This is a genomic window from Rossellomorea sp. QJM3NY_18, from assembly GCF_056173145.1.
Genome location: NZ_CM149659.1, coordinates 4,245,475 through 4,271,028, shown reverse-complemented (window position 1 = coordinate 4,271,028; position 25,554 = coordinate 4,245,475). Strand labels below are relative to the sequence as shown.

The 25,554-nt window shown below is 41.4% G+C and carries 26 protein-coding genes and 1 pseudogene; 19 read left to right on the top strand and 8 right to left on the bottom strand.

The annotated features are described in order from the left end of the window. Positions 1-6: 6 nt before the first annotated feature. The 8 genes from walK to AC0VXY_RS21880 all read left to right on the top strand — a co-directional run bounded on the left by walK (position 7) and on the right by AC0VXY_RS21880 (position 8,167). On the top strand, positions 7-1,833 hold the full coding sequence (gene walK, locus AC0VXY_RS21915) for a cell wall metabolism sensor histidine kinase WalK (RefSeq protein ID WP_435988853.1): 1,827 nt from the start codon (positions 7-9) through the stop codon (positions 1,831-1,833). After that, entirely contained in the window at positions 1,830-3,149 is a 1,320-nt protein-coding gene (locus AC0VXY_RS21910) for a YycH family regulatory protein (RefSeq protein ID WP_435988854.1), read from the top strand. The genes walK and AC0VXY_RS21910 overlap by 4 nt, the downstream gene beginning before the upstream one ends. 3 nt (positions 3,150-3,152) lie before the next feature. Then, the gene (locus AC0VXY_RS21905; protein WP_435988855.1) at positions 3,153-3,959 is read left to right on the top strand and encodes a two-component system regulatory protein YycI; all 807 of its coding nucleotides are present in this window, start codon (positions 3,153-3,155) and stop codon (positions 3,957-3,959) included. 5 nt (positions 3,960-3,964) lie between these two features. After that, a complete protein-coding gene (locus tag AC0VXY_RS21900; RefSeq protein ID WP_475526548.1) occupies positions 3,965-4,759 on the top strand; it encodes an MBL fold metallo-hydrolase in 795 nt (264 codons plus the stop codon). Between the two features lie 264 nt (positions 4,760-5,023). Beyond that, the gene (locus AC0VXY_RS21895; RefSeq protein WP_475526547.1) at positions 5,024-6,268 is read left to right on the top strand and encodes a S1C family serine protease; all 1,245 of its coding nucleotides are present in this window, start codon (positions 5,024-5,026) and stop codon (positions 6,266-6,268) included. Between the two features lie 120 nt (positions 6,269-6,388). Further along, the gene (locus tag AC0VXY_RS21890) at positions 6,389-6,547 is read left to right on the top strand and encodes a CxxH/CxxC protein (RefSeq protein WP_475526546.1); all 159 of its coding nucleotides are present in this window, start codon (positions 6,389-6,391) and stop codon (positions 6,545-6,547) included. Between the two features lie 94 nt (positions 6,548-6,641). After that, positions 6,642-7,121 carry a 23S rRNA (pseudouridine(1915)-N(3))-methyltransferase RlmH gene (rlmH, locus tag AC0VXY_RS21885; protein ID WP_475526545.1) on the top strand — a complete coding sequence of 160 codons (480 nt, stop codon included), beginning with the start codon at positions 6,642-6,644 and terminating at the stop codon, positions 7,119-7,121. A gap of 65 nt (positions 7,122-7,186) precedes the next feature. Continuing rightward, positions 7,187-8,167 carry a Gfo/Idh/MocA family protein gene (locus tag AC0VXY_RS21880; RefSeq protein ID WP_475526543.1) on the top strand — a complete coding sequence of 327 codons (981 nt, stop codon included), beginning with the start codon at positions 7,187-7,189 and terminating at the stop codon, positions 8,165-8,167. Between the two features lie 104 nt (positions 8,168-8,271). On the opposite strand, the gene AC0VXY_RS21875 is transcribed toward AC0VXY_RS21880, so the two are convergent. Further along, positions 8,272-9,267, bottom strand: coding sequence for a tRNA dihydrouridine synthase (locus tag AC0VXY_RS21875; RefSeq protein WP_475526542.1), 996 nt, complete (start codon positions 9,265-9,267; stop codon positions 8,272-8,274). 332 nt (positions 9,268-9,599) lie between these two features. On the opposite strand from AC0VXY_RS21875, the gene yiaA reads away from it, so the two are divergent. After that, positions 9,600-10,070, top strand: a complete 471-nt coding sequence (gene yiaA / locus AC0VXY_RS21870; protein WP_475526541.1) for an inner membrane protein YiaA — start codon at positions 9,600-9,602, stop codon at positions 10,068-10,070. 320 nt (positions 10,071-10,390) lie between these two features. Here yiaA and AC0VXY_RS21865 read toward each other — a convergent pair whose 3' ends face one another. Further along, on the bottom strand, positions 10,391-11,581 hold the full coding sequence (locus tag AC0VXY_RS21865) for an MFS transporter (RefSeq protein WP_475526540.1): 1,191 nt from the start codon (positions 11,579-11,581) through the stop codon (positions 10,391-10,393). A 275-nt stretch (positions 11,582-11,856) separates the two neighbouring features. On the opposite strand from AC0VXY_RS21865, the gene AC0VXY_RS21860 reads away from it, so the two are divergent. Further along, positions 11,857-12,789, top strand: coding sequence for a hypothetical protein (locus AC0VXY_RS21860; protein WP_475526539.1), 933 nt, complete (start codon positions 11,857-11,859; stop codon positions 12,787-12,789). A 15-nt stretch (positions 12,790-12,804) separates the two neighbouring features. Here AC0VXY_RS21860 and AC0VXY_RS21855 read toward each other — a convergent pair whose 3' ends face one another. Continuing rightward, positions 12,805-14,223 carry a PH domain-containing protein gene (locus AC0VXY_RS21855; RefSeq protein WP_475526538.1) on the bottom strand — a complete coding sequence of 473 codons (1,419 nt, stop codon included), beginning with the start codon at positions 14,221-14,223 and terminating at the stop codon, positions 12,805-12,807. Continuing rightward, entirely contained in the window at positions 14,220-14,732 is a 513-nt protein-coding gene (locus AC0VXY_RS21850; RefSeq protein ID WP_475526537.1) for a PH domain-containing protein, read from the bottom strand. The genes AC0VXY_RS21855 and AC0VXY_RS21850 overlap by 4 nt, the downstream gene beginning before the upstream one ends. Before the next feature lie 218 nt (positions 14,733-14,950). Here AC0VXY_RS21850 and AC0VXY_RS21845 point away from each other — a divergent pair, with 218 nt between their 5' ends. The 5 genes from AC0VXY_RS21845 to AC0VXY_RS21825 are packed head-to-tail and all read left to right on the top strand — an operon-like array spanning position 14,951 to position 17,764. Then, the gene (locus AC0VXY_RS21845) at positions 14,951-15,622 is read left to right on the top strand and encodes a hypothetical protein (protein ID WP_475526536.1); all 672 of its coding nucleotides are present in this window, start codon (positions 14,951-14,953) and stop codon (positions 15,620-15,622) included. 13 nt (positions 15,623-15,635) lie between these two features. Next, entirely contained in the window at positions 15,636-16,358 is a 723-nt protein-coding gene (locus AC0VXY_RS21840) for a hypothetical protein (RefSeq protein ID WP_475526535.1), read from the top strand. Continuing rightward, entirely contained in the window at positions 16,355-17,056 is a 702-nt protein-coding gene (locus AC0VXY_RS21835) for a hypothetical protein (protein ID WP_475526534.1), read from the top strand. The genes AC0VXY_RS21840 and AC0VXY_RS21835 overlap by 4 nt, the downstream gene beginning before the upstream one ends. 30 nt (positions 17,057-17,086) lie before the next feature. Further along, on the top strand, positions 17,087-17,464 hold the full coding sequence (locus tag AC0VXY_RS21830; protein ID WP_475526533.1) for a hypothetical protein: 378 nt from the start codon (positions 17,087-17,089) through the stop codon (positions 17,462-17,464). A gap of 33 nt (positions 17,465-17,497) precedes the next feature. Further along, positions 17,498-17,764: a hypothetical protein gene (locus tag AC0VXY_RS21825; protein WP_435988868.1), complete on the top strand. Its 267-nt coding sequence runs from the start codon at positions 17,498-17,500 to the stop codon at positions 17,762-17,764. Positions 17,765-17,824: 60 nt separating this feature from the next. On the opposite strand, the pseudogene AC0VXY_RS21820 reads toward AC0VXY_RS21825, so the two are convergent. The 4 genes and pseudogenes from AC0VXY_RS21820 to AC0VXY_RS21805 form a co-directional block, all read right to left on the bottom strand. Beyond that, positions 17,825-19,771 (bottom strand): annotated as a pseudogene (locus tag AC0VXY_RS21820) (FtsX-like permease family protein). Further along, positions 19,761-20,522: an ABC transporter ATP-binding protein gene (locus tag AC0VXY_RS21815; protein WP_475527913.1), complete on the bottom strand. Its 762-nt coding sequence runs from the start codon at positions 20,520-20,522 to the stop codon at positions 19,761-19,763. Before AC0VXY_RS21815 ends, AC0VXY_RS21820 begins: the two are co-directional and overlap by 11 nt. Positions 20,523-20,622: 100 nt before the next feature. Then, positions 20,623-21,627 (bottom strand): sensor histidine kinase, encoded by a 1,005-nt coding sequence (locus AC0VXY_RS21810; protein WP_475526532.1) that lies wholly within the window; start codon positions 21,625-21,627, stop codon positions 20,623-20,625. Beyond that, positions 21,624-22,310, bottom strand: coding sequence for a response regulator (locus AC0VXY_RS21805; RefSeq protein ID WP_475526531.1), 687 nt, complete (start codon positions 22,308-22,310; stop codon positions 21,624-21,626). The genes AC0VXY_RS21810 and AC0VXY_RS21805 overlap by 4 nt, the downstream gene beginning before the upstream one ends. A gap of 177 nt (positions 22,311-22,487) precedes the next feature. Between AC0VXY_RS21805 and AC0VXY_RS21800 the strand changes: the two genes are divergently transcribed. The 4 genes from AC0VXY_RS21800 (at position 22,488) to essB (ending at position 25,553) form a co-directional block, all read left to right on the top strand. Then, on the top strand, positions 22,488-23,114 hold the full coding sequence (locus tag AC0VXY_RS21800) for a hypothetical protein (RefSeq protein WP_475526530.1): 627 nt from the start codon (positions 22,488-22,490) through the stop codon (positions 23,112-23,114). 515 nt (positions 23,115-23,629) lie between these two features. After that, on the top strand, positions 23,630-23,923 hold the full coding sequence (locus AC0VXY_RS21795; RefSeq protein ID WP_034764875.1) for a WXG100 family type VII secretion target: 294 nt from the start codon (positions 23,630-23,632) through the stop codon (positions 23,921-23,923). Positions 23,924-24,003: 80 nt separating this feature from the next. Beyond that, complete coding sequence (yukD, locus tag AC0VXY_RS21790) at positions 24,004-24,243, top strand: ESX secretion system protein YukD (protein ID WP_435988873.1); 240 nt, start codon at positions 24,004-24,006, stop codon at positions 24,241-24,243. Between the two features lie 14 nt (positions 24,244-24,257). Then, positions 24,258-25,553 (top strand): type VII secretion protein EssB, encoded by a 1,296-nt coding sequence (gene essB, locus AC0VXY_RS21785; protein WP_475526529.1) that lies wholly within the window; start codon positions 24,258-24,260, stop codon positions 25,551-25,553. Position 25,554: the final 1 nt, after the last annotated feature.

Here is a 25,554-nt window from a genome sequence, read left to right as displayed (position 1 = left end):
TATGTAATGAAGAAAGTTGGCTTAACCCGTTCGATTCATTTGAAATTTGTTCTGATCTACGTCCTGCTCATCCTGCTCGCCATGCAAATCATCGGGGTTTATTTTGTGCGGGAACTTGAGCAGAAGTTGGTGGAGAACTTTCAGTCTTCCATTACGAACCGAGTAGAATTATTAGAGTATACGATTAAGGAAGAAATGGTGAAAGAACGTGAGGATGATGATCCCACCCAGGAAGAGGACATTAGAAGAATATTAGAAGACAGCAGCAAGAATTCAGACATCGCTGAAATCAGGGTGATCGATAATCGAAAGCGGATAATCGGTACTTCCGATCCGAATAACCAGAAGCTTGTTAACAGGGTGACCTCGGATAAAGATGTTAAAAGGGTACTTGCACTGGGTGTTACTTCTGAAAACACGTATGTTGATAATCAAACACATGACCGCATTTGGGTGCATGCGAAACCGATTGAATCAAACAATGAAGTGATTGGTGCCATTTATATCGTTGGTGAAATTGAGAGGGTCTACGACCAAATGAATGATATAAATAAAATCTTTACCAACGGTACCCTGATTGCCCTGTTCATAACGGCTATTCTGGGAGTTTTATTGGCTCAAACCGTCACCAGGCCGATTTCAGATATGCGAAAACAGGCACTGGCTATGGCGAAAGGGAATTTTTCTAGAAAAGTTAAAGTTTATGGATATGATGAGATCGGTCAGCTTGCCATCACGTTTAATAATCTGACAAAGCGCCTCCAGGAAGCTCAGGCAACGACAGAAGGAGAGCGAAGAAAGCTTTCATCCGTCCTCTCTTATATGACGGATGGAGTCATCGCCACCGATCGAAAGGGAAGGGTCATCCTTATCAACGACCCTGCAGCAAGTATGCTGAATGTTTCACGTGAAACAGTGGTTTCCCAACCCATCGTTTCACTATTGGGGCTGGAAGAAGGATATACGTTTGATGACCTGTCCAATGAACAGGAGTCCATCATTTTAGACTACAGCACAAAGGATAAACCATATGTCCTGAGGGCTAATTTCTCTATTATTCAAAAAGAAACCGGGTTTGTAAACGGTCTGATCGCTGTTTTACATGATATTACGGAACAGGAGAAGATTGATCTGGAGCGAAGGGAATTTGTAGCCAATGTATCCCATGAGCTCAGAACGCCGCTTACGACGATGAGAAGTTACTTAGAGGCTCTTGCTGAAGGTGCATGGCAGGACGAAAGTATAGCCCCTCAATTCCTGGATGTCACTCAAAATGAAACCGAGAGAATGATCAGGCTGGTCAATGATCTCTTGCAGCTTTCTAAAATGGATAGCAAAGACTATCGATTTAATAAAGATTGGGTTGACTTTATTCTCTTTTTCCATAAAATCATCGACCGATTTGAAATGACCAAAAATATAAATGTAACCTTTCAACGGTTTTTACCGGAGAAGGCATTGTTCGTAGAATTGGATCAGGATAAAATCACTCAGGTTTTAGATAATATCATTTCCAACGCATTGAAATATTCCCCTGAGGGTGGAACGATTACGTTCAAAGTAAAAGAAAAAGACGGCTACATTGAAATCAGCGTATCGGATCAAGGGTTAGGTATTCCTAAGGAAAACTTAGAAAAAATCTTTGAACGTTTCTACCGTGTTGATAAAGCCAGGACAAGGCAAATGGGTGGTACAGGTCTCGGTCTTGCGATCGCAAAAGAAATGATTTCAGCACACGGTGGGGATGTGTGGGCGACCAGCACGGAAGGGAAAGGGACTACCATCATCTTTACCCTCCCATATGAAGTCGAACAAGAGGATGAATGGTCATGAAATACGAAAAAATAAAATCGATAGTCTTAACCTTACTAGTGTGCCTAAGCATTTTTCTAACCTTTAACCTTTGGACGTATCAACCCGGGTATGACACGATAGATAGTAACGAAGCCTTTGATGTTTCTGTTGGAGAAAAGATTGAGCAAACAAATCTTGCGAAGGTGTTGATCAAACCGTATCAACTTTTTTATCATTCTGCTAACAAAACCGTAGGAACACTGGATGGTAAGGAAATGAACAGTGTGATAAAAGGGTTGAGTGGTTGGACGCTGTTTGATTTGAAAGATTACTCAAATCAATATTCTAAAGATGAGATGAGATCTATTATTCAGGGTGCACAGAAAGTTGAGATTGTTTTTCCTGATACTGTGCCTCTATCTGTTTATAGCCGCGTCATTCATTTTGAAGATAAAAACATTCCCACTGCTTCATTCGACCGTATTGTAATCGATTTGAATACAGTAAACTCCGATACAGGGACGATTTATTTTGCATCCCTTGATTCCGGGAAGAAGTATTTTTATGAATGCCGCGTCAATGCGGAAAGCTTACAAAAATTCGAGAAAAATTTCTTGAAACAGGTTGCTTCTTATGATGAGTATATTGAGCAGCCCTTGAACTCAAAGAAAAATATTTTTCTACCCAGATTACCCAAAGAGTATAAAAGCTATCGGTTTTATGCTGATACATTATCATTAGAAGATTTTAAGAAAGCCCTATTCAGCGATCCGAATAATGTTGAAGTAACAAAGAATACCTTTATTAATATACCGAGCGTAATGAAGACGTATGACGAATATAGTACTCTTTCGTATATAAATTTATCTGTCGAAAACGATGCCTCCATGCCTCCTGCTACTCTATTTCAGAAAAGCATGGAATTTGTCAATGATCACGGGGGATGGACGGATGACTATCATTTTTATTCCATCAGTTCTGTAGAAAATAAGATTGTGTACAGACTATTTATGGAGAACCATCCGGTCTTTAATGAGAATAATATGGCTGAACTCACCCAAGAATGGGGAAGTAATTCCATCAGCAAGTATGAACGGTCGTACTTTACATTGGATATGGTTTCGAAAAACGCGATCAGAGATGTGCAGCTCCCTTCTGGTGCCTCTGTACTGTATGCGTTGAAGAAGAATAGCCCGAAAGAATTGGAAGAGATTGAGGACATTGTCGTTGGATATAAGATGACCAGGGATACCAATGAATCCAATAGGAAATTCTTAATATTTGAGCCTTCCTGGTACTACAAGTTTAGTGGAAATTGGATAAGGGTCCCACTGGAAGAATTGGAGGGATTCTAAAAGATGGATTGGAGTAAAACAAAGAGCATTTTCATTATCGTCTTTCTGGTTCTGGATATATTTCTCCTGACTATATTCATGAATAAAATCAGGGCGAGTAATCCAGCCACTTTAGAACAGACTTCCTTTGAAGAAACGTTAAAAGCGGCTAATATACAGTATCCGCCCAAACTGTCAAAAGAGCCTGTAAAAGATGCGATTATCAGTGCCAGCAAAAAAAAATTCAGTGAAAAAGACCTCGAAAAGCTAACTGCTCAGGAAGTCAATGCTGTAAATGAGAGTACAATCAATTCAACTTTGAAGGAACCTTTTCCCATTAGTGAAAAATTTTCTCCGGCAGAATTGAAGGGATTTTTAAAAGATGAAATCATCAGTGGAGAGCATTACAGTTTTTGGAAATATAATAAGGAAGATCAGACCCTCATCTATTTCCAGACGTACAAAGACCGGAAAATCTTTAATAATACAAACGGGAAGTTGATTCTCTATTTAAATACAGATAGGGAAATTGTCTCATACAAACAAACATTGTTGGAAAACCTGGAGGAATCCACCGGAAAAAAACAGCTGGTAACTCCTTTTGATGCACTAAGGTTCTTAGTGGAAAACAATGAAATTGACAATGGTAGTGAAATTATCGATGTCCCAAGCCTGGGTTATTCAACCCTCGAACTTGATGATTATCAAGTATTGGCACCAACCTGGCATTTCATTGTTGAAAAAGATGGGAAGAATGAAGATTTATTTATCAATGCAGTGGAAGCACAGATCGTAGAGATCACCAAACCGGAAAAAGAAACATTGGAGTGAGAGATATGACGATGCATTTTAGTGTACTTGCAAGCGGCAGTACGGGAAATGCGATATTTGTTGAATCGGAGGAACATTCCTTTCTTGTCGATGCCGGATTGAGTGGCAAGCAGATGGAAGGATTGTTCAGTCAGATCGACCGAAAGATTGAAGATTTGTCGGGGATTTTGGTCACTCATGAGCATAGTGATCACATTAAGGGGATCGGTGTATTGGCGAGGAAGTACAAGCTGCCGATCTATGCGAACGATAAGACGTGGAACGCCATGGACGGTCTGGTGGGGAAGATTGATACAGAGCAGAAGTTTTCGTTTGATATGGAAACGGCCAAGCATTTTGGGGGATTAAGCATCGAGTCGTTCGGGGTATCACATGATGCTGCCGAACCGATGTTTTATATTTTCCATCACGGGGATAAGAAGCTTGTTCTTGTCACCGATACGGGGTATGTAAGCGATCGGATGAAAGGGATCATCTCGAATGCCGACGCCTATGTATTTGAAAGCAATCACGATGTAGGGATGCTCAGGATGTGTCGTTACCCATGGAATATCAAACGTCGGATCCTTAGTGATTACGGCCATGTATCCAATGAAGATGCGGCCATTGCCATGAGTGAAGTGATGGGTGATAACACCAAGGGTATTTACCTGGCTCATTTAAGCCTTGATAACAATATGAAAGATCTCGCAAGAATGAGTGTCACCCAAACACTCGAATCACAAGGAATATTGGTAGGAGAACAAATCGATTTATTTGATACGGACCCTAAAGTACCAACACCTTTAGTTGCGATTTAAACCAATTCAAATGTTTATGATTTTTCTGTTAAAGGTATGAAAAAGGTGAGGGCTTCTGTCTTCGCCTTTTTGTATATCTCCGCGGAAAGTAAGCACCCAATCACTAATCGCTTCGTAAAAACAACAATGTTAACAGCCTTACATAAATAGTAACCTAATAAATTTCTTACCATCTTTTCATCATTTTTTAATTTAATCTGACTATAATCGGGCTTGTAAAGATAAAATAACTAAAGGAATAGCTGGTAGAAAGGATGAAGATACATGGGATATTATGACGGTGATCATAATTCAGAAGGCAGGAACGTCAGGCAAAAGGGAAATCGGGGAGGAATGTTCCTGGCGGGGCTTTTGGGAGTCGTCCTTGGGGCGGTCCTCGTAATCGTGGCCATTCCTCAGCTGACGAACTTTGATATATTACCTTATTCGGTCCAACCGGATCAGGATTTGAAAGAAACAGATCAGACGTATCATAATGGAACCACCAAGAATGTGTCTGTCAATGTGACGACGGATGTGACAAAAGCCGTTGAAAAGACCGGGGACTCCGTGGTAGGAATCACGAATATCCAATCCCAGAGCTTCTGGGGTCAGGGTGGTGGTCAGACCCAGGACCAGCAGGCAGGAACGGGATCAGGGGTTATGTATAAAAAAGAAGGAAAAACAGTCTATATCGTGACGAATAATCACGTGGTTGAAGGGGCAGATCAATTGGAAGTCACCCTCGCTGACGGTACAAAGGTTCCTGCTAAACTCCGTGGCACTGATGTTTGGACAGACCTTGCCGTCATTGAAATCGATGGAAGTAAAATAAAGAATGATGATATTGCCGAGTTTGGAAATTCTGATGAGCTGAAAGCGGGTGAACCTGTCATCGCTATCGGGAACCCCCTTGGACTTCAATTCTCTGGTTCCGTGACGCAGGGTGTCGTTTCAGGTGTAGAGAGAACGATTCCTGTCGACATCAATCAGGATGGTATGGAGGATTGGAACGCAGAGGTCCTGCAAACGGATGCAGCCATCAACCCGGGTAACAGCGGTGGAGCCCTTATCAATATTTCCGGACAGCTGGTCGGCATCAACTCCATGAAGATCGCCCAGGAAGCGGTGGAAGGAATCGGACTCGCCATCCCGATCAACTATGCCGAGCCGATCATCGAAGACCTTGAGCAGTACGGAGAGGTCAAGCGTCCCGCTATGGGCGTGACACTGGAAGACGTCAATCAGATTTCTGCCTATCACCAGCAGGAGACCTTGAAGCTGCCGAAAGATATCAACTATGGTGTGATGATCAGACAAACCGTTCCAAATTCACCTGCTGCTCAAGCTGGTTTACAGGAGCTTGATGTCATCACAGAACTTGATGGTGAAAAGATAGAGAATGTGATCGACTTGCGGAAGCATCTTTATAATAAAAAAGAAGTGAACGATCAAATGAAAGTCACTTTCTATAGAGATGGTAAGAAGAAAGAAGTCACGATGAAATTGACGGATGAATCCCGATTATAATATGTGGATAAATGAAAAGCAGGAAGGCGGTGCGCCCTTTCCTGCTTTTTCTTTACATGATATGATGATTGTGGATAAGTATATAAACTACATTTTGAAGAATGGTTAGGAGGAAACGACATGATTTTCTGCTGCTTGGAGCATGTGGAATTGGCCATGGATATTGTCGTCGATGAACATGAGGTAGCGCCTCAACTAACAGAGCTTTCTGAAGAAAAGAAGTTATCCACAACCTGTGAATATTGTGGGAATAACGCCGTATATATAGTGGCGAACTAATATTCTCATACTATATGAGGATTAGTCTTGTGGATATGTGGATAATTTCTGTGGATAACGTGTTTGTAAATTGTTTGTAAAGCGAGTGTGGATAGTGAATATCACAATAGTAACGGTTGGTAAATTAAAAGAAAAATATTTAAAGCAGGGAATCGATGAATATGTGAAGCGACTCGGGGCGTACGCAAAGATCGATATTGTCGAGCTGGCAGATGAAAAAGCTCCTGAAGTATTGAGTGACTCTGAAATGGAGCAGGTGAAGAATAAAGAAGGTGAACGGATCTTAGCGAAAATCTCACCAGATCATCATGTCATTGCCCTTGCCATTCAAGGGAAAATGCGTTCTTCAGAAGATCTCGCCGATAACCTGGACAAGCTTGCAACGTACGGTAAAAGCAAAGTGGCGTTTGTAATTGGCGGATCATTGGGACTGAGTGATGAAGTGATCAAGAGATCCAATGAAACCCTTTCGTTTTCGAAAATGACTTTCCCCCATCAATTGATGAGACTGATTTTGGTGGAGCAGATCTATCGGGCGTTTCGGATTAATCGGGGGGAACCGTACCACAAATAGTCCGGAAAAACGATAAAGTGACGTAAGGTATTTATGAAGAATCACATTTGAGGAGGGGTCCACCCATGCAATATGAAAAAGTCCGCTGGGGAATAATCGGCTGCGGTGATGTAACAGAAAAGAAAAGTGGCCCTGCTTTTCAAAAGGTACGAAACTCAGAGCTTGTGGCAGTCATGCGGAGGACGGGTGAACTGGCGAAGGATTATGCTGAAAGACATGGAGTAGCGAAATGGTACGACGAGGCTGATGCCTTGATTAACGATCCTGATGTGGATGCAGTTTATATCGCCACTCCTCCAGGTTCACATAAGGAATGTACGCTGATGGCAGCGGCTGCCGGGAAACCGGTTTATGTGGAGAAGCCGATGGCACGCAACTTTGAGGAATGCAATGAGATGGTGGCTGCTTGTAAGGAGGCTGGTGTTCCTTTGTATGTAGCATACTATCGCCGGGCTCAGGAACGCTTTTTGAAGATAAAAGAATTGCTTGATCAAAACGTGATCGGAGACGTTCGTTTTGTCTCCTCGACCCAATATCAAAAAGCAGGGGAAGACGTGAAAGATTCAGATCAATTACCTTGGCGTGTTCAGCCTGAAATAGCGGGAGGTGGGTTGTTCTTCGATTTAGCCAGCCATACCCTTGATATACTTGATTTTCTACTCGGACCGATTCAAGAAGCAAAAGGTTTTGCTTCCAATCAAGGGGGATTTTATGAGGCGGAAGATATTGTGACTGGTACATATCGTTTCACATCGGGGGTTCAAGGCGTCGGAACCTGGTGCTTTACGGCTTTTGAAGATGTAGATAGGAATGAAATTGTCGGAAGTAAGGGGAAGATCAGCTTTTCCACTTTTGGCGATGATCCAATCACGCTGACGACAGTTGAAGGAAAAGAGCAATGGAGTTTTGATCGGCCGCTTCATGTCCATCAGCCGCTTGTAGAAACAATCGTGAAGGAGCTGACCGGGAGTGGCGTTTCCTGTCCCAGTACTGGAGACTCTGGTGCACGAACCAACTGGGTGATGGATAAGATAGTAGGGAAGTAGAAAGTACCTGATTCCTCCTATAAAACATCGACTACCAGTATGGCTATCCTAAAAAAGAGAGAAGAGCATTTTCGCTCCTCTCTCTTTTTTACTACTATTATTATTTACTTAGAAACAGAAAAGCCTTCCGCATCTTTCACTGCATCCGCATATTCATCTAAAAGAGCACGAACTTCATCGGTGGTCTCTGATTCCATCAGGCGATTTCGCAGCTCACTTGCTCCCCGGAATCCACGTACGTATATTTTAAAGAAGCGGCGAAGCGGTTTGAATTGGCGCGGCTCAAGTTCTTCTGAGTACTTATCATGAAGATCGAGCTGCAGACGCAAGAGATCGAGCAGTTCCCCACTCGTATGGTCTTTCTTCTCCTTTTCGAAAGCGAACGGATTGTGGAAAATCCCACGTCCGATCATAATGCCGTCTACACCGTATTTCTCCGCAAGTTCAAGTCCCTTCTCTCGGTCAGGGATGTCTCCGTTGATCGTCAGTAATGTATGAGGGGCGATTTCGTCCCGAAGCTTCTTGATTTCAGGAATCAGCTCCCAGTGAGCATCAACGTCACTCATTTCCTTTTTCGTACGTAGGTGGATGGAAAGATTGACAATGTCCTGTTCCAATAAGTGCTTCAGCCAGTCGTGCCACTCCTCCACCTTGGTGTAACCAAGTCGTGTCTTCACACTGACGGGAAGTCCTCCTGCTTTGGCTGCCTGGATGATTTCAGCTGCGACATCAGGTCGGCGGATCAGGCCGGATCCTTTTCCATTCGCTGCGACATTGTGCACCGGACACCCCATATTGATGTCGATTCCGCGAAAGCCCATTTTAGCCACACCGATACTCGTTTCACGGAAGTATTCAGGCTTATCCCCCCAGATGTGGGCGACAATCGGCTGTTCGTCTTCCGTGAACGTCAGACGTCCGCGGACGCTGTCTTTTCCTTTCGGGTGACAATAGCTTTCTGTATTCGTAAACTCTGTAAAAAACACGTCAGGTCTCGCCGCTTCACTCACCACATGACGAAAAACGACATCGGTCACAGCTTCCATCGGTGCCAGAACAAAAAATGGCTTAGGCAACTCATGCCAGAAATTTTCTTTCATACTCTATTTAAACCCTTTCCTTTAGGGAAGCGTATTCCCAAAATTAAAAAGTAAGATGCTTTACTGTTATCCATTCCCGGTTAGGATGGATTCCAACCAGTATATACTTTAATGGTATTGGACAAAAAGTGCAAGGGGACGCGTCGTCTTGTTAGGAGGGAAATACTTATTATTGAAGAAAAATGAACCAAATCTTGAATAGATTAATAAGGTGATCAGTACTTTGAATATGGAAGAATTTATTTCATAATACCGAACACAATCTGTAAAAAATTGCTATAATTGTTTACAGAAGCAGTGTATCGACCTGCGAAAGTAAAGGGGAGCCGCCAATGTCTGATTTTAATGAAAATCCGTTAATGAAGAGCGATGAAAAGAAACCGAAGATCAAGATGGAAAGAAAAGAAGGGGAACCGACGTCTGCCTTTAAAGGGGCAAGTTGGGCAGCTTTGGTGATAGGTGTTTCCGCTTATCTGATTGGCTTGTTCAATGCCGGAATGGAACTCAATGAGAAGGGGTATTACTTTGCGGTATTGGTATTCGGGCTCTATGCAGCTGTATCCCTGCAAAAAGCTGTAAGGGACAAGGAAGAGGATATTCCTGTTTCGGGCATCTATTATGGGCTCAGCTGGTTCGCCGTCATTGTAGCCGTATCCCTGATGACCATCGGACTCTACAACGCCGGAAGTATCATCCTAAGCGAAAAAGGATTTTATGGAATGTCGTTTGTTCTTAGTCTATTTGCGGCCATCACGATTCAGAAAAACATCCGGGACACCCAGGTGGCAAGAGATAGAGACTAATGAGTGGCGGTACTGCTTTCAGTGCCGCCCTTTGCTATTCATAAAGCTTATTTCGAAACCAGGGTTTGAGATAGAGAGTGGACTGGTTTGCTGCTGAATAAAGAAAATTCGACATGGTGGCACGAATATTCTGAGATTCGCATAATTAGTTGAAATCCCGCATGAAAAACTATTTCTCCGCATGATAACGAAATTCTAAGCACGATCCAGATCATTTTCCACATGATTCTTCCCATAATAAAGCTTGCCTCACAGTAAACCCAGTTAAAAAAAGAAGTATCCAAGAACCATTTTACGTTCTGGATACTTCTTTTTAAACGTTATGCTGCACTTATCTGCTTCTGATCCAACCGATAACTGAAGAAAGTAAGCAGACTCGCACAAATTGCAACCACTCCGCCGACGAGGGTCACATTCATCAACGGTCCCTGGTGGTAGACAAGGCCACCGAGTGCCGAGCCCATGGCGATGCCGACATTGCTTGCAACCGGCATCAGGGAAGCGGCGAGGCCAGTCGCTTTAGGCTGATACACACCGGCAAGGTCGATCAGGTAAAGCTGAGTCGATGTGGTAAGGAGGATGGCCATTAAGGACATTAATCCGATGTTGATCAATCCGATGATAAAATGATCGGTCGTAAAGTACAGGGTAAACAGGACAAATGCCTGGATAAGAAACACGAATCGGAGGCGTCCGATGGCATTGTGACTGGCAATCTTCCCTGCAAGGATGTTGCTGAATATTGAGATGAAGCCGTAAGCGAACAGGATCAAGCTGATGGAGCTGCCTGGTGCTCCCATCTTGTTCAGAATCGGGACAAGATACGTAAATACTGCATAAGTTGCACCGAAGCCAAGGGATGGAATGAAGAAAGCCATCAGGATCCTTGGATGAGTCAATAAGGAGAACTGATCACGCATGGAACTGCGGTATTGACTGAGCTTACTTGGCAAATTCATGAAAGATGCCAAAAAGGCAACGACACCTAATAACGTCGTCAAAAGGAACGTAGCATGCCAGTTGTACCATTCGGCAATGACCGTGCCGATGGGAACTCCGATGACGTTTGCCAGGGTGAACCCGCCGAACACGAATGAGATGGCGACGCCTCTTTTTGTGACGGGAATGGCCTCACTGGCAATCGTCATGGCAAGGGAAATCAACACTCCTGTCACAATCGCTGTCAGCATCCTAAGCGCCATAAGCATGACGTAGCTTGTGGAAATCACGCACAAAGCATTCAAAATAATGAATGACCCGATCAAACACAACATCCATTTCCTCTTTGGAAAATGACTAGTCGCCGACATGACAATGGGCGTGGCGATGGCAAAGGTAATCGCAAACGCTGAAACAAGCGTGCCTGCCTTTGCATTTGTTATATGAAGACTTGAGGAAATCTCCGTTAAAATTCCGACGATGACAAATTCGCTTGTCCCGAGAACAAATGTTAATAACGTAAGAGTAAAAATAAGGAACCAATGTTGTTTAGATAATACCGTTTCTTTCATACGTACCTCTTTTCTAAGTTGAATATCCATATGGGATAGAGTGGGCAAACAATTTAACCATCATACCATAAACCGTTTTTATACAGGAAGCCTTCTAATTAAAAATATTAGTAAAAGAGCAGGACTCAATTATCATGTCCTGTATAGCATTTTCTTTTTTACTTTACGATCTGGTTTGATTCGAGGTGAATGTGGATATATATTCTAAATAAGGTTATTTATGTATTAAAAGTGTGTCTTAATGAAAACTAAATCAAATTAAGGTGGGTAAATAATTGGTGAAAAAGGTATCTATTTTAATCGTAATTTTCTTTTTATCAGGTTGTACTTCTTTAGAAGAGAAGGTCTCCACCTTTACGGAAGCGGAAATTGAAGAGGTGTATGGAGAAAAAGTCAAAATGACTTCTATAGAGGAATCCACACCTATTGGCGCCACGATCATTGTGGTACTTACAAAAATCTTCACCGATGTATATGACCTGACATTTCAATCTGAAGATGATCCGAATTTCACATTTGGGGGTGAAATTTCAGGGGACCTTGAAAACTTTGAAGAGGATTACGTTCAAAGCAAACATGAATATTTACTGGAACGGGATAAAAAGTATGAAGAATATCAAAATGTATTTAAAGAGAATGGAATAGAAGATGTTCAGTTTAGAAGTATGATCCGCAAAGGCAAACCTTACATAACAGTCAGTGGATACTACAAGGGTGGAGAAACCAACCCGGAGAAGTTGGTGCACACACTAGGAGAAATAAGCGAAAGCCTTGTGAAAGTGCCTGTCGAAACCTCACTTGATCTGGAAATGGAATATAATAGAATTTCAACGGATTACTATAGTAAGGAAGAATCTGATGAATTCCAACAGATAGTAGAACAACAATTTATGTTGATCCACCACCATGAATTAATTGAAAACGATGTGTTGGACCAAGAACTCGATAAGTTGGACATGTTTGCCGATTCAAGTTTGAATTGGGATGAGAAAAGTGAACATTTTATTACAACATTGTTTGTAAATCAGGATATCACCTTATTTGCCAGACCTCATTCAAGTAATGAAGATATTCTAAAAGCCTTTGATATCTTCAGAAAATACGGTATGGATGAAGCAGTCGTGAACATCATCGATTTAGATGGTACATGTAAGGTAAAGGAAGTAAAAGAGAAGGAAGATCTAAGCAGGTGCTATCGAGAACGCTAAAACAAATCCGTCTCACTAAGAGACGGATTTATGATAGTACCATTGATAAAATGTTTCAGCTTCCTCACTTGATATTCCAAACAACAAACTTTCATGGGTGGGGTTTGCCCGGTTTGAAAACGTGATGGTAGCCACACCAAACTTCCGCTCGAGAAAAGAGTGCTTTACCATTACCTGCTGGATCCGATTACGATGTGTAATGAAGGTTTCATTGATCCATCCTCCCTTACGTATTTGGATGGTTTGCCCGTGCCGTGAATAGCTCGTATACCAGTAATCTAGAAATCTCAGGAAAATGGCTACGGCAAAGATCACCCCTGCCATCCACATCCATTCAATCTTGAAGATCCAGAACCCAGCAATCGCAACGATTGTCAGATAATACGGCTGGATAAGCTTCAGCCAAAGGACTTTTACAGGAAAGCGTTCCATCTCCTCATTGACTGGGAACTGGGGAAGGATGGCATGCAGCATCTCATACGCTTCCTTTTTCGGCATAAACGGATAAAACGAACTGATGTCCTCTTCGGATGAACCGGCACTGATCAATTTAATGGATACGATTCCTATCATTCTTTTGACAATGGATTGTTCCACTCTGACTGCTTGTACTTTATTCTTTGGAATAGAGAAGCTTACCTCATTCCCGATCCCTTTCTCGATATAAATACGTTCGTGATCATCAGTGATGACATAGTTTCCGTACTTAATAGACGTTTTCACGAAGCCAATGAAAATGGACAGCAACATGGCAGCAAGGAATAAAGTGACAAGAATCCATACATGTCCAAGGAGATAATGCCAGGCACTTTCCGCAGATTTCTCAATGGCAAAGAAGTCTGCCAAATTGAAATAGACGGCACTTAATAACGGGAAGATCGCCAGGAAGCTGAGTGAGGTAAAAGATGCTTTGATCAGATCCTTCCTGGTCGTCTGGAAGTGTACCCTTCGTTCTGGTTTCGTCTCTTCATCCAATTCAGTCAAGTCCTGAGTTTGTTCAAGGTGAGTCAGAATTCGTGCCTTTTCAGCCTGTGTAATAACAGGAAAATGACAGGTAGAGTCCTCGTCGCTTGTCCCGGTCTCCATTGTTAAAGAGGTTAATCCGAACCAGCGATGGACGAAGGTGGTATGGGACCTGTGGCTATGGATCCGGTTCCAGGCAACGGTTTTTTGCTTTTTAATGACCATCCCTTCTTTGAAGATGATGGACTCCATTCCTAATTCATAGCGGTTTGAGAACCATTTAGTAAAAATAGAGACAACAGAACCCGCTGTCACGATTAACAATGCATAGCGGCCCCATACTACCCATCCGGCAGTTGAGTTTGCCTTCAGGATGAACAGGAGGAGATAGAATCCAAACTGGTTCTTTACGATTGATACCAGTTCAACAAGAATATACGCGGGATGATATCGTTTCGAAGGTTTGATCATGCTCCCATTTCTCCTTCTTCGGCATCCCTTATTTTTGCAAAGGTTGCAATTTCTATTTTTAATGATTTTGCATTATCGGCTGAAATAGCCGGTATTTTATGATTGGAAGTCGTGGTCCCGATTTCCAGGTCATAAAGATCATACCGACGCATGATCGGACCCTGCTCGGTTCGGACGTATTCCACTTTTTCCATTGGAATCAGCACGTGCTGCTGCTGCCATTTCCCGAATTTCAGTTGGACAAATTCCCGGTCGACCTGATAGCGCCATGTTCTTTGCAAATAAACAGGTTCAATGAAGATGGAGAAAATGGCAGAAAGAATGATTAGACCTCCTAGTATGTATAGGACGATTTCAACCCAGTCATACCAATCGAATTGGTTGGTGCAAAATATAAAAATTCCTATGATGAGCAGTGCAGTTGTATGCCCAATCGTGTTGGAGATTCGCCAGACTTTGGTGGCTTTGTTTGATATGGTTTCCGTTGGTTCTGTTATATGTAAGTACATATGGTTCACCTCTGTCTATATTTACGGTTTTAAGAAATAGAAAGTTTCATAGAATATGGAAATTAATCGTGATATCTATTAAGTAATTCTAACTGATAGATCATAGCAGTTAGAGAATTCTGTGATATAGTGAGTGATATGGTAAATTTTAGATGAATGTACGACTATTGAGGTGAGCAGAGCTGAAGAAACTGAAAGATATAGATGATATTACCCGTGTGTACCTGAGCAATATGCAGCTTCCTAAAGAAAACAGAAGAAATGTGATAGGGTTTCTAATCCTACTTTTGGACTTTTTAGGATTGCTTCCTTTGCTGAGCATTCCTTTTTCTTCCTCCTTCTTCTGGGCTGCACTGGTACCGGCTGTCTTTATACATTTATGGGGCATTCTGTATATCGTTGCTCCCTATAAATTTGAACGGTCTTATTACTTATACATTGGAATTTTTGGGGTTGTAAATACGTATGTATTTTTCCTTGTTATTCAAAAGCTTTTATATCTTCATATCGGTGTAGAAAGCAGTCGCTTCTTTTACATAGGACTAGTGTTGATGGTGTTGCTATTGGTTTTTATTCAGGTTTTTCATGTGAAAATGCTTTATTCCGGTGCCTATGTCAAAATCCAGGATGGAAAGTCTCCATTTACTATTTCATCGATTGTCGCTTTTTCAACTTTTGGATACGTTGCTGCACAGTTTTTAATGTCTTATATGCTCACTGACTCAGTTTTTATGATTATATTAATGATGTCGTATACTGTTGTATCCATCGTGACTGCTTATTTATCAACTTTCGTTCACCGGTATATTTATATACAAAGAAATAATGAAAAAGTGCTGAAAATGTATCCTGATTTTGGGAAACCAAAGGATTTCAGGAAGTTTGGTTAGGGGGATTTTATCGTTGAAGCAGAAAAAGGTAGATGATATTACTCTGTCTTATTTAAGGTTCCAATCACCCAGAGAAAACAGGAGTAATATACTGGTGTTCTTTTTCGTTTTTCTGGATCTCATTGGTGTGCTTTTCCTTCTGGGAGAGCCCTTGATTCCTTCGTTATTTTGGGGTGGCATGATTCCGGTGATATTCATTTACCTGTGGGCCATTTCATATGTGATTGCCCCTTATACGTTTGAAAAATCCTATTATTTATTTTTCGGAGTGTACGGGGTTATCAATACCTTCGTGTACTTTTTAGTGATACAAAAATTGATATATTCTCATTTTCAAATAATCGGAGTAGTCCCATTGGTTTTAGGGTTTATTCTATTTGCCTCCCTCCTTCTCATCATAAATTGGATGAACATCCGCTTATTGCATTCGGGAACGTACTCACGTCTTCAGAAAGGAGAAAAGAGTGTAAACCTTTCTCCTATTGTCACAGCCTCAGGCATTGGGTACGTACTGGCACAGGTAATCTTATCTTCCTTCTTTGTAGAATCGGTAAAAACCCTTATGATCATTGGGGTGTTCTCTATACTCTCTGTGGCGACCGCCTACTTTTCTACAAGCATCCATAAATATATTTATATCAGAAGAAGTATCGAGAAGGTAAAACAGGTTTATCCCCAATTCGGGTTACCGAAAAGAGAACGAACGGTGAGTGAGGAAAAAGGGGAGATGACATGAACAAACATAAGGATATTGACCCAATCACATTATCTTACTTGAATTTGCAAACACCGAAAGAGAATAGGAGAAATATCATTACATTCTTTATCTTTTTTTTAGACATCATTGGTCTCCTTCCCATTTTGGGAGAGCCTTTCTCCTACGCATATTTTTGGCCAGCTGTTGTACCAGTGGCATTTATACATATATGGGCAATCGTTTATTTGGTTGCCCCATTTATGTTTGAAAAGTCGTACTACCTGTTTTTCGGTATATATGGCATCGTGAATACATATGTGTATTTTTTGGTGATACAAAAATGTTTGTATGTATATGCCGGATTGGATGGTAGGGTCCCGTTTATTTTAGGTGCGTTGTTACTACTGGGATTGCTGGTGTTTTTCCAGCTATTTAATCATAGATTGTTGTATTCCGGGACGTATGCAAGACTGCAGAGAAATGATCAGAAGGTTACGTTATCACCTATTTTAACTGCTTCGAGTATAGGGTATGTCATTGTTCATTTTTTGCTTTCTACGTTCATGACGGAATCTCTTACTATGATCATCATCGTTACGGGAGTGTCCATCCTATCGATACTCACCGCCTTTTTTTCAGTATCCGTTCATAAATACTATTTTATTTTGAAACATGAAGAAACCGTTAAGAAGTTGTACCCTCAGTTTGGTTTACCTAAAAGGAAGAGGGGAATTTAACGGGGAATCATTTTTTTTGGGGGGAATTACATGTCAATAAAGAAAGTAGTAGGATTTATCCTTGTGTTTGTGGTGTTTACCTTGATTGCATGTTCGCTATATGGAATAAATGTTCCTTTACCCAGTTCCTATATTCCATTAATGATAGCAGCAAATGGTGTGTTTGCTTTTTGCTCTATTTTTTCTCAGCGATTGGTTATTGCTTTATACGAAGTGAATGTCTTCGAAGGAAAAGATAGTTTAATCGGATATTTTAATAAGTACACGGCTATCTTTACATCGGGTCTTAACTACTATATACAAAACATATTAAACCGCCTTCCTTTTCTAGTGAATAAGCTCCTGGCCTTATGTTTTTTCCTATCTCTTGTTTGGATTGGCTTTGGGATAATTGGAATCTTTAATTAACATTTATGAAATGGTGGAAAGGCGGGATATAGCATGTCAAAGGAAGAACTTATTCAGCTTTCAAAAGTGAATAAAGAAGTTAAAAATAAGGATGAGAAATTCTTCTCTTTAAAACGAGGCTTTATTTTTTACTGGAAAAGTAATGTTTTCCTTCTCTTTTCTATTCTTCTATTCTTATTGAATAAGAACAGTTGGGCTCCGGATGGAGATAGTTATGTATGGTTATTTGGCATCCAGGTTGAAGCGTTACTTATTCTGCTCTCATTCATTGCTTGTTTACGTCCCAGGATATTGGAATAGGTAAAAGGATTCGGTATTAAATAAAAGAGCCATCCCTACATCAAGGGATGGCTCCTTCCATTATAGCGACGTCTTAATCACTTTTTTATAATACAAAACCGATAATACACCAAAGATCGAATACAACACCGTATATAAAACCATCACGATGATCATCGGCGTCCAGACTTCGGCTCCGAACAGGAACCATCCGGATTGGACCGCAAAGTAACTGTGCAGAAGTCCGATGAGAAGAGGGATTCCGAAGTTGAAGAGCTGTTTGGCTTGAATGCCTCTCAACAAGTCTCCTTGAGTAAATCCTAATTTTCGTAAAATCGTATAGTTCGGCTTCTCATCTTCACTTTCGTCCATCTGTTTAAAGTACAGAATACAACCAGATGTGATCAGGAAAGTGAGGCCAAGGAACCCGACGATGAACATCGTGAGGCCGATGTTTTGTTTTTGTTCAGCTTTCATGTCGTACTGTGAAGCGTTCCCCCATCTTTCAACTAGATTTAACTCATGAAAGAGGTCGTTTGCTTTCTTTAAGTCTTTTTCCTATTCGATGTTCACACCGATATACAGTGAGGACTCCCTCTGAATTTCTGGATCCAGATCCTTTTTCAATTCCTGGAAAACATGGTCATCCACAATGACCGCAGGGGAACCAAACCCTGTAAACCACCCTGAAATCGGATATTCATCCCGCATTCCCAAGTATTTGAGCTTTATGTTCTTCGTTTTTCCTTTCAGCTCTATCTTACCGGTATCATGTAGTGGCATTAGCTTTTGAAGTAAATCGCTATAGCCTGTAAAGACTGTTTCACCTTCTTTTACGTCAATACCTTCTACACTTTTTTCACTGATGACAGCAGTAGGCATGGCATCTTGTGATCCGTTCAGTTCACTGAATTCAGAGTCTGCAATGTCTTCCAGGTTCACGAGAACTCTAATGACTTCAATCTCCTCTTTTTTGAATTCAATACCTTTATTCAAAAGGGCTTCTTTAAAATCATTGAAGTCTTGTTTGTTTATTAATGAAAAATCCGCAGGAACATTATTTTCAGCCGTTTTTTCAGCTGAGTAATATCCGATATAGCTCAATGACAGTAGGGCGATAGCCAGAGCCGAAACCGTTGTGATGATCGTCAACAGTAAGGCACTCGATTTCATCCGGAACATGATGGATGAAAGGGACAGGACCTCGTTAATGTTCAAGTAGCCATTCTTTTTCTTACGGATCACATTGAAAATAAAGCTGACGGACCCTTTATAAAAAAGGTAGGTTCCGAGAATGACGGAGCCGAGTATAAAGAGCATGGCTCCATACAGTTGAGCCATGGTCGTGAAGTCGCCGCCAAACAATTTGGAAGATACATAATACCCGGAAGCTATCAGTATGATTCCGAAAACCCCAATGACCATTTCGAGCTTGGACATCTTTTTCACTTTCGTCTCCGTTGAAGATCGGACTCTGAATAGTGATAAGATGCTTTGTCTTTTGATGAATACAAAGTTCATCAGCATGATCAGCAAGTAAATCGCACAGAACACGATAACGGTCTGGATGAGGGCCTTAGTCGAGAAATGCAATGTGGCAATCGCATCAACGCCGGTTATATTGAATAAAATCATGATGATTAATTTGGAGAAGGAAAACCCGATCAAGATACCCAGTATCAAAGATCCAAAATAAAGGATGAAATTCTCCACACTTAAAATGCGGAAGATTTTATTCTTTGTCATGCCGATTAGCTGAAATAACCCGATTTCTTTGCTTCTTCTCTTAATGAAGAGGGTGTTGGCGTATAAAAGGAAAATCGAGACGATGACCACAAGCAGGACAGAAGCGGCTCTGACGGCTGCTCCACCTTTGATGGTTCCCTTCGCTGCATCCATGGACGGATCATACTGGAGGGTCACGAAGGCGAAGTAAAGGGCAACACTAAAGACTAAAGCAAATACATAAAGATAATAATTCTTCAGGTTCTTCTTCAAATTCCTGAAGATCAAGGTATTAATGTTCATTCTGCACCCCGCCAAGCACTCCTTGGGTTTTCATGATGTCACTGAAGAAATGCTGTCTTTCCTGTTCACCTTTATTTAATTGCGTATAAATTTGACCGTCCTTGATGAAAACGACCCGACTACAGTAACTTGCCGCAACGGGATCATGTGTGACCATGACGATCGTCGCCTTCAGCTTTTGATTGAGCTCGCTCAGTTTATTCAGAAGATCTGACGCTGATTTCGAGTCGAGGGCACCCGTCGGTTCATCTGCGAAAATAATGCTTGGTTCATGGATGAAGGCACGGGCTGCTGATGTCCGCTGTTTCTGCCCGCCGGAGATTTCGTTCGGATATTTATCTTTCAGTTCAAGGATCCCTAGCTCGGAAGCAAGGTCATTGAATTTCTGATCAGCTTCTTTCTTAGGGGTCTTGGTGATGGATAATGGCAGAAGGATATTTTCTTTCACCGTTAACGTGTCGAGCAGGTTGTAATCCTGAAAGATAAAGCCGAGGTGATTCTTTCGGAACTGTGCGAGCTGCTTTTCTTTCATCATCGTCATTTCATTGCTTTCAATTTTAATCGAGCCCTCGCTCACTTTGTCGATGGAGGATAGGACATTTAAGAGAGTCGTCTTTCCGGAACCCGACGCCCCCATGATACTGACGAATTCACCCTTTTGGATCGACAGGTCGATTCCCTTTAACACTTCCTGCTTATTGAATTTATTTCCGTAGCTTTTATGAAGTTTGCTTGCTTCTAGTATTGTCATCATATAAAACTCCTTTGATTTGATACCTTTATTATAAAAAGCAGGAAGTTTGTTTTCCTTTTATTGTTCGAACAAAATAGAAAAGCATGTGACATTTTTGTCACACGCCGGTAAGTTGGACGAAATCATTTTTCTCCGGGAATATGAGGGTGACCCGGGTCCCTTCTCCCCGTTTGGATTCTATCTCTATGGAAATCAGCAGAGATTCTGAAACTCTCTTGATTAAATATAAGCCCATGCCGGTAGAGGCGGTATCATTGTGGTCAGTGGTCGAAGTGAATCCTTTTTCAAAGATCCTTGCCAGGTCCCTGGAGTCGATCCCCCTGCCGAAATCCTGAATGGTGAGAGCCACTTTATCATTTCTTTTTTCGCTTAATATGACAATGTCCGATTTAGAGCTATATTTAACGGCGTTAGTCAAAAGCTGTCTGATCATAAAAGCGAGCCACTTCGCATCGCTCAACACGTTTGTGATCTTGAGTTGAATGTCAAATCCGATCCCCTTCTGAATACACCAGGATTGCAAGGTTTTTATTTCCTGAAAAATGACAGACTCGAGATCGGTGTCCTCAATGTATAAATCATTCTCCATAAAAGACATACGCTTCTGGTGCAGCTGCCGATCCAACAAAAGGTGGATGCGCAGCCACTCATATTTTAAATGAGACTTCAAAGGTTCGTCTTCCAAACGTTCAATCATCAAATGCATCGCCGTCAGTGGGGTTTTCACTTCATGGATCCAGGACAGAAGGTCGTCCTTTTCCTGTTCGAGCATCATTCGATTCTCAGATGCTGTCTTTCTCAAAAGGTTCGCCTGCTCCGATAGACTATCCGAAACGATTTCCTGGAATGGAGTATCCGGGGCATTCAGTCCTGTAATGTTGAGATTATGATCCCATTCTTTCAGCTGTTTGAAGAATCGGGTTTCCTTCTGATATCGGATGAACATAAAAACAATGAAAAAGAGCAGAGACAGAAACACCATATATATGATCGGTTGTAACGGGATGGCCCTATCGATAGAGGCGATAAAGATCCATAACAGGTGGAGTCCAAGCATGAACGAAATCCAGCTTTTCCGTTCCCATAAGAATGTACGGATCATGGCGAATCCTCTTCAATGGCCAGATACCCCTGCCCGACTTTCGTTTCAATGAAACGGCCCAATTCGATCTCTTCAAGGCGCTTTCTGAGGCGGTTCACATTGACGGTCAACGTGTTATCGCTGATGAATCGCTTGTCGTCCCAGAGGCTGTTCATCAGCGCATCTCTGCTGACAATCTTATTCTTCTGTTCGATTAGAAGTTTTAATATGTACATTTCATTCTTCGTCAAATCGATAGAACCGATCTCATTGGATACCGTATTCCGTTCAAAATCAACGGTTGCTCTGCACCAGGTCTTGATACTCACCTGTTCGGTGTTATAGTTATACACCCTTCTGAGAGTGGCCTGGACCTTTGCGATGAGGACATCGAAATGAAAGGGCTTCTGGATGAAATCATCTGCCCCAAGCTGCATGGACATGACCATATCCGTCGGGTGATCCCGGGAAGACAGGAACAGGATCGGCACATTGGAATGCGTGCGGATCATCCGGCACCAGTGGAAGCCGTCGAATCTAGGCAATTGAATATCAATGATCACAAGATCTGGTTTCACCTCTGTGAACTCCTGCATGACATGATTGAAGTCTTTGATTCCATATACTTCATAGGACCACTGGGAAAGCCGCTCCTTTATTTCATTGAATAAGGTTGTATCATCTTCGATTAGTAATAATTTCAATTTCTTTCACCACTCTAACTTGCTGTTTACATAAATTGTATAGGAAATCTCATATGTTTGCCATATGCCTGAAGATAGGAACTGTTTTATTTAGAAATATTTAGATTATTTTTACAAAAGATGGGTATTTAATTTCTAAAAGCAATTGACCAAATTGCATAAGAAAGGAATTAAATCATGAAGAAACTTCTCGGGTTAGCATTGATAACAGCCGTTCTGTTAAGTGGATGTGGTGAAGTGCAGATTTCGATTAATAAGGATCAGGAAGTGGAGGCCGAGACCGCCAGCAAGAAAAAAGAGAATGAGAAAGTGGATCTGATCAGTGATGAACCAGAAAGTGAAAAGACGAAGGAAGCAGATAAGCAAAAGGCAATCCTTCGATTCATCAACGAGGATATCTATAAGGTAGCGGAATATGAAGTCGTCGCCTTCCAGTCACTGGCTTCCGTATCAGGAGTCAACTATACGGATGATCAAACCGTCTACAGGGAATTGACCACCAACACCATTCCAGCTTACAAGAAAGCATTGAATGAAGCCCAGGGCATTGAGGCTGAGATCCCTGAACTTGAAGAAATGGGGGACCGGGTCGTGACGGCAACCCAGACCTTTTATGATGCCCTCATTCTCGAAAAGAAGGCGATTGAAGACCAGGATAAAGGTTTGATCAATGAATCCAATGCCAAAATGGAGGAGTATTACAAACTGGTGGACGCCTATCACTCGGACATGAAACTTCTTGCAGAAGAGTATAATGTGACGTATGACCTGAATGAACCGAAACAAAATGTAGAAGAATTATAAGTGAATAAAATTAAATGAACTTTTTTCTGTCAAAACCTAACTCCAGAATGAAAGGAGTTAGGTTTTTTTAGGTGCTAAATGAATCTTTTTAAAAAAATTCTATATAAGAAAATTTTATTAAAAATGCGGTTTATTAAAGTAAAAATAAGGATATATAGTAAGTACTTGTAACTATTTGATAAGATTATCCAATCTTTATTCTCCAGATTCATGAATACTGGGGAGCCGATAGTAATTGTTTTCGTACTATTTACCTAATAAATGATAGTGGATCTTATATCAAATGACCTGTAATTGATTATTCCTGTAGTTATAAAGTTTCCTTTTTCCTGTAAAAATTGTGTTTATATGTATGTTTATAATAGTATGATATTGGAAGTGTGGAAACAATTGTAATTTTAAGGATATTGAGTAAAAAAGGGTTACATAGTTTAGTTGATTTCATGTTTCTTATTTGGGTATTCTGATTTGAAATAGATGATTACCACCAATTTTAACTAAGGGAGAGGAATTACATGTCAGGAATTATTCGTGTTACCCCAGCAGAATTGATTAGTATGTCAAACCGATACACAAGCGAAAGCAGCCAAGTTGGTGAACAGATTTCACGCCTTGACAATATGATATCTGAGTTGGAAGGTATGTGGGAAGGTGAATCAAGCCGTGCGTTCGGTGAGCAATATCAAACACTTCGTCCTTCATTCCTGCAAATGCAACAACTTCTTGAAGACATCTCTATGCAGTTGACCAGCACAGCCAAGTCTCTTGAAGATGCAGATGCTCAGATCGCTAATCAAATTCGCGGATAAGTCTATCCCAATCCATTTTAAACCTGAAGGAGCGCTTATCATTATGTGGGGCGCTCCTTCCTTATGAGGTGAACCCGGACATGTATATAGAAATCACCATTGATCTTAATCGTTATGATGAGAGTTCTTTCGATCTCAGACTATCAAATTATCATACTGTAAAAAAACTGATTGATCTTGTATGGCAGTCCCAAAAACTTACGGCTGAAACCAGGGATGGCTATTGGATCCGGATTGCCAACAAGCACAAAGTGGTTCCTGGCAATATGCGGCTTGTTGATGCAGGGATCCACACAGGAGATCGAATTGAAATTTTATAAAGGAGACCAATAGAATGGCACAAAATAGTGGATCTTACTTACAAGAAAAGCTGGAAGCCGTAATACATAGAAAAGATCATCGTATCACGCTGATTTTTCAAAAAGAGAAGATTAAATTGGATGACGTAACGGAGATCGGCTTCCTAAAGGAGTTATCCCCTTCCATTCAAAGAGAAATCACCATGGAAAATGATGAATTATGCATGGTGAATACCGTACCGGAGTCCTTCTCGTTTCATCCTCAATTAAAGGCAAATGAGAAAGAACGTTTGATGACTGCTTATCAGTTGGTGCAGAAAATTCAAAGACATACACTGTCACGCCTCCACCTCATTATATGTCCCGAAAACATTGTATTTGACCAGGGAATGACACCTCATTTCATTCACTATGGTGTGAAAGAGAGTCTTCCCCCATACGAAAGAGACCAAGAGCTGCTGCTTAAAGAAACGAAAGCCACAGTAGCAGCCATTGTAGATTCACAGCATAGTTTCAAGGACTACTTAAAATTCAATGGAACATTGAAGTTATCTTCTCTTACAAAGGCTATTCTGGAAGCAGGTAGCTTGCAGGAATTAAGTGGAGTGTTGAATCATTCCATCGCAGAGGCCAAAAAATCTGAACGTTTGTACGTGAAGGTCAGCAAGAAGAAATGGAAGGTCAATCGGTATGTTCTCCTTGGGGTCTCTATATGTTTAGTCCCAGCAATCCTTTATTCCATTTATTCTCTTTTCTTCATGAATCCAAAGCAGGACAGGGTTGTAGCGGCGCAGGAGAGTTTCCTGCTTGAAAAATATAGTGACGTTGTGACGGAGCTCCAACCATACGAAATTGACGAAATACCCAAGGTCACTCAATACCAGCTTGCCCTTTCCTATATCATTAATGAATCCTTGACCGAGGATCAAAAGGAAAATGTGCGTAACACGGTCTCGCTTCAATCAGATCCTCTATATTATGAGTATTGGATTAATATCGGAAGAGGGAAGGCGAAGGAAGCGTTGGAAACAGCCCGTTTCTTAGAAGACCGTGACCTGATCCTATTTGGACTCTTGAAATACAGGGAACAAGTGAAGGCTGACGGAGACCTTGATAGTGAAGAAAGACAACAGGAATTAAATGAAATAGAAAGTGAAATTGCTGAATATGAAGAAGAAATGAAGGCATTGGAAGAGGAACAAACTTCACAGCCAACTGAGTCACTGGAGCAACCGCAGCAGGCTGAAGAAAAAGCGGAACCGGATACGGACGGAGCAGAATCTGAACCTTCAGAATCAAAAACAAAAGATGATAAGAAAAAAACAAACTAAC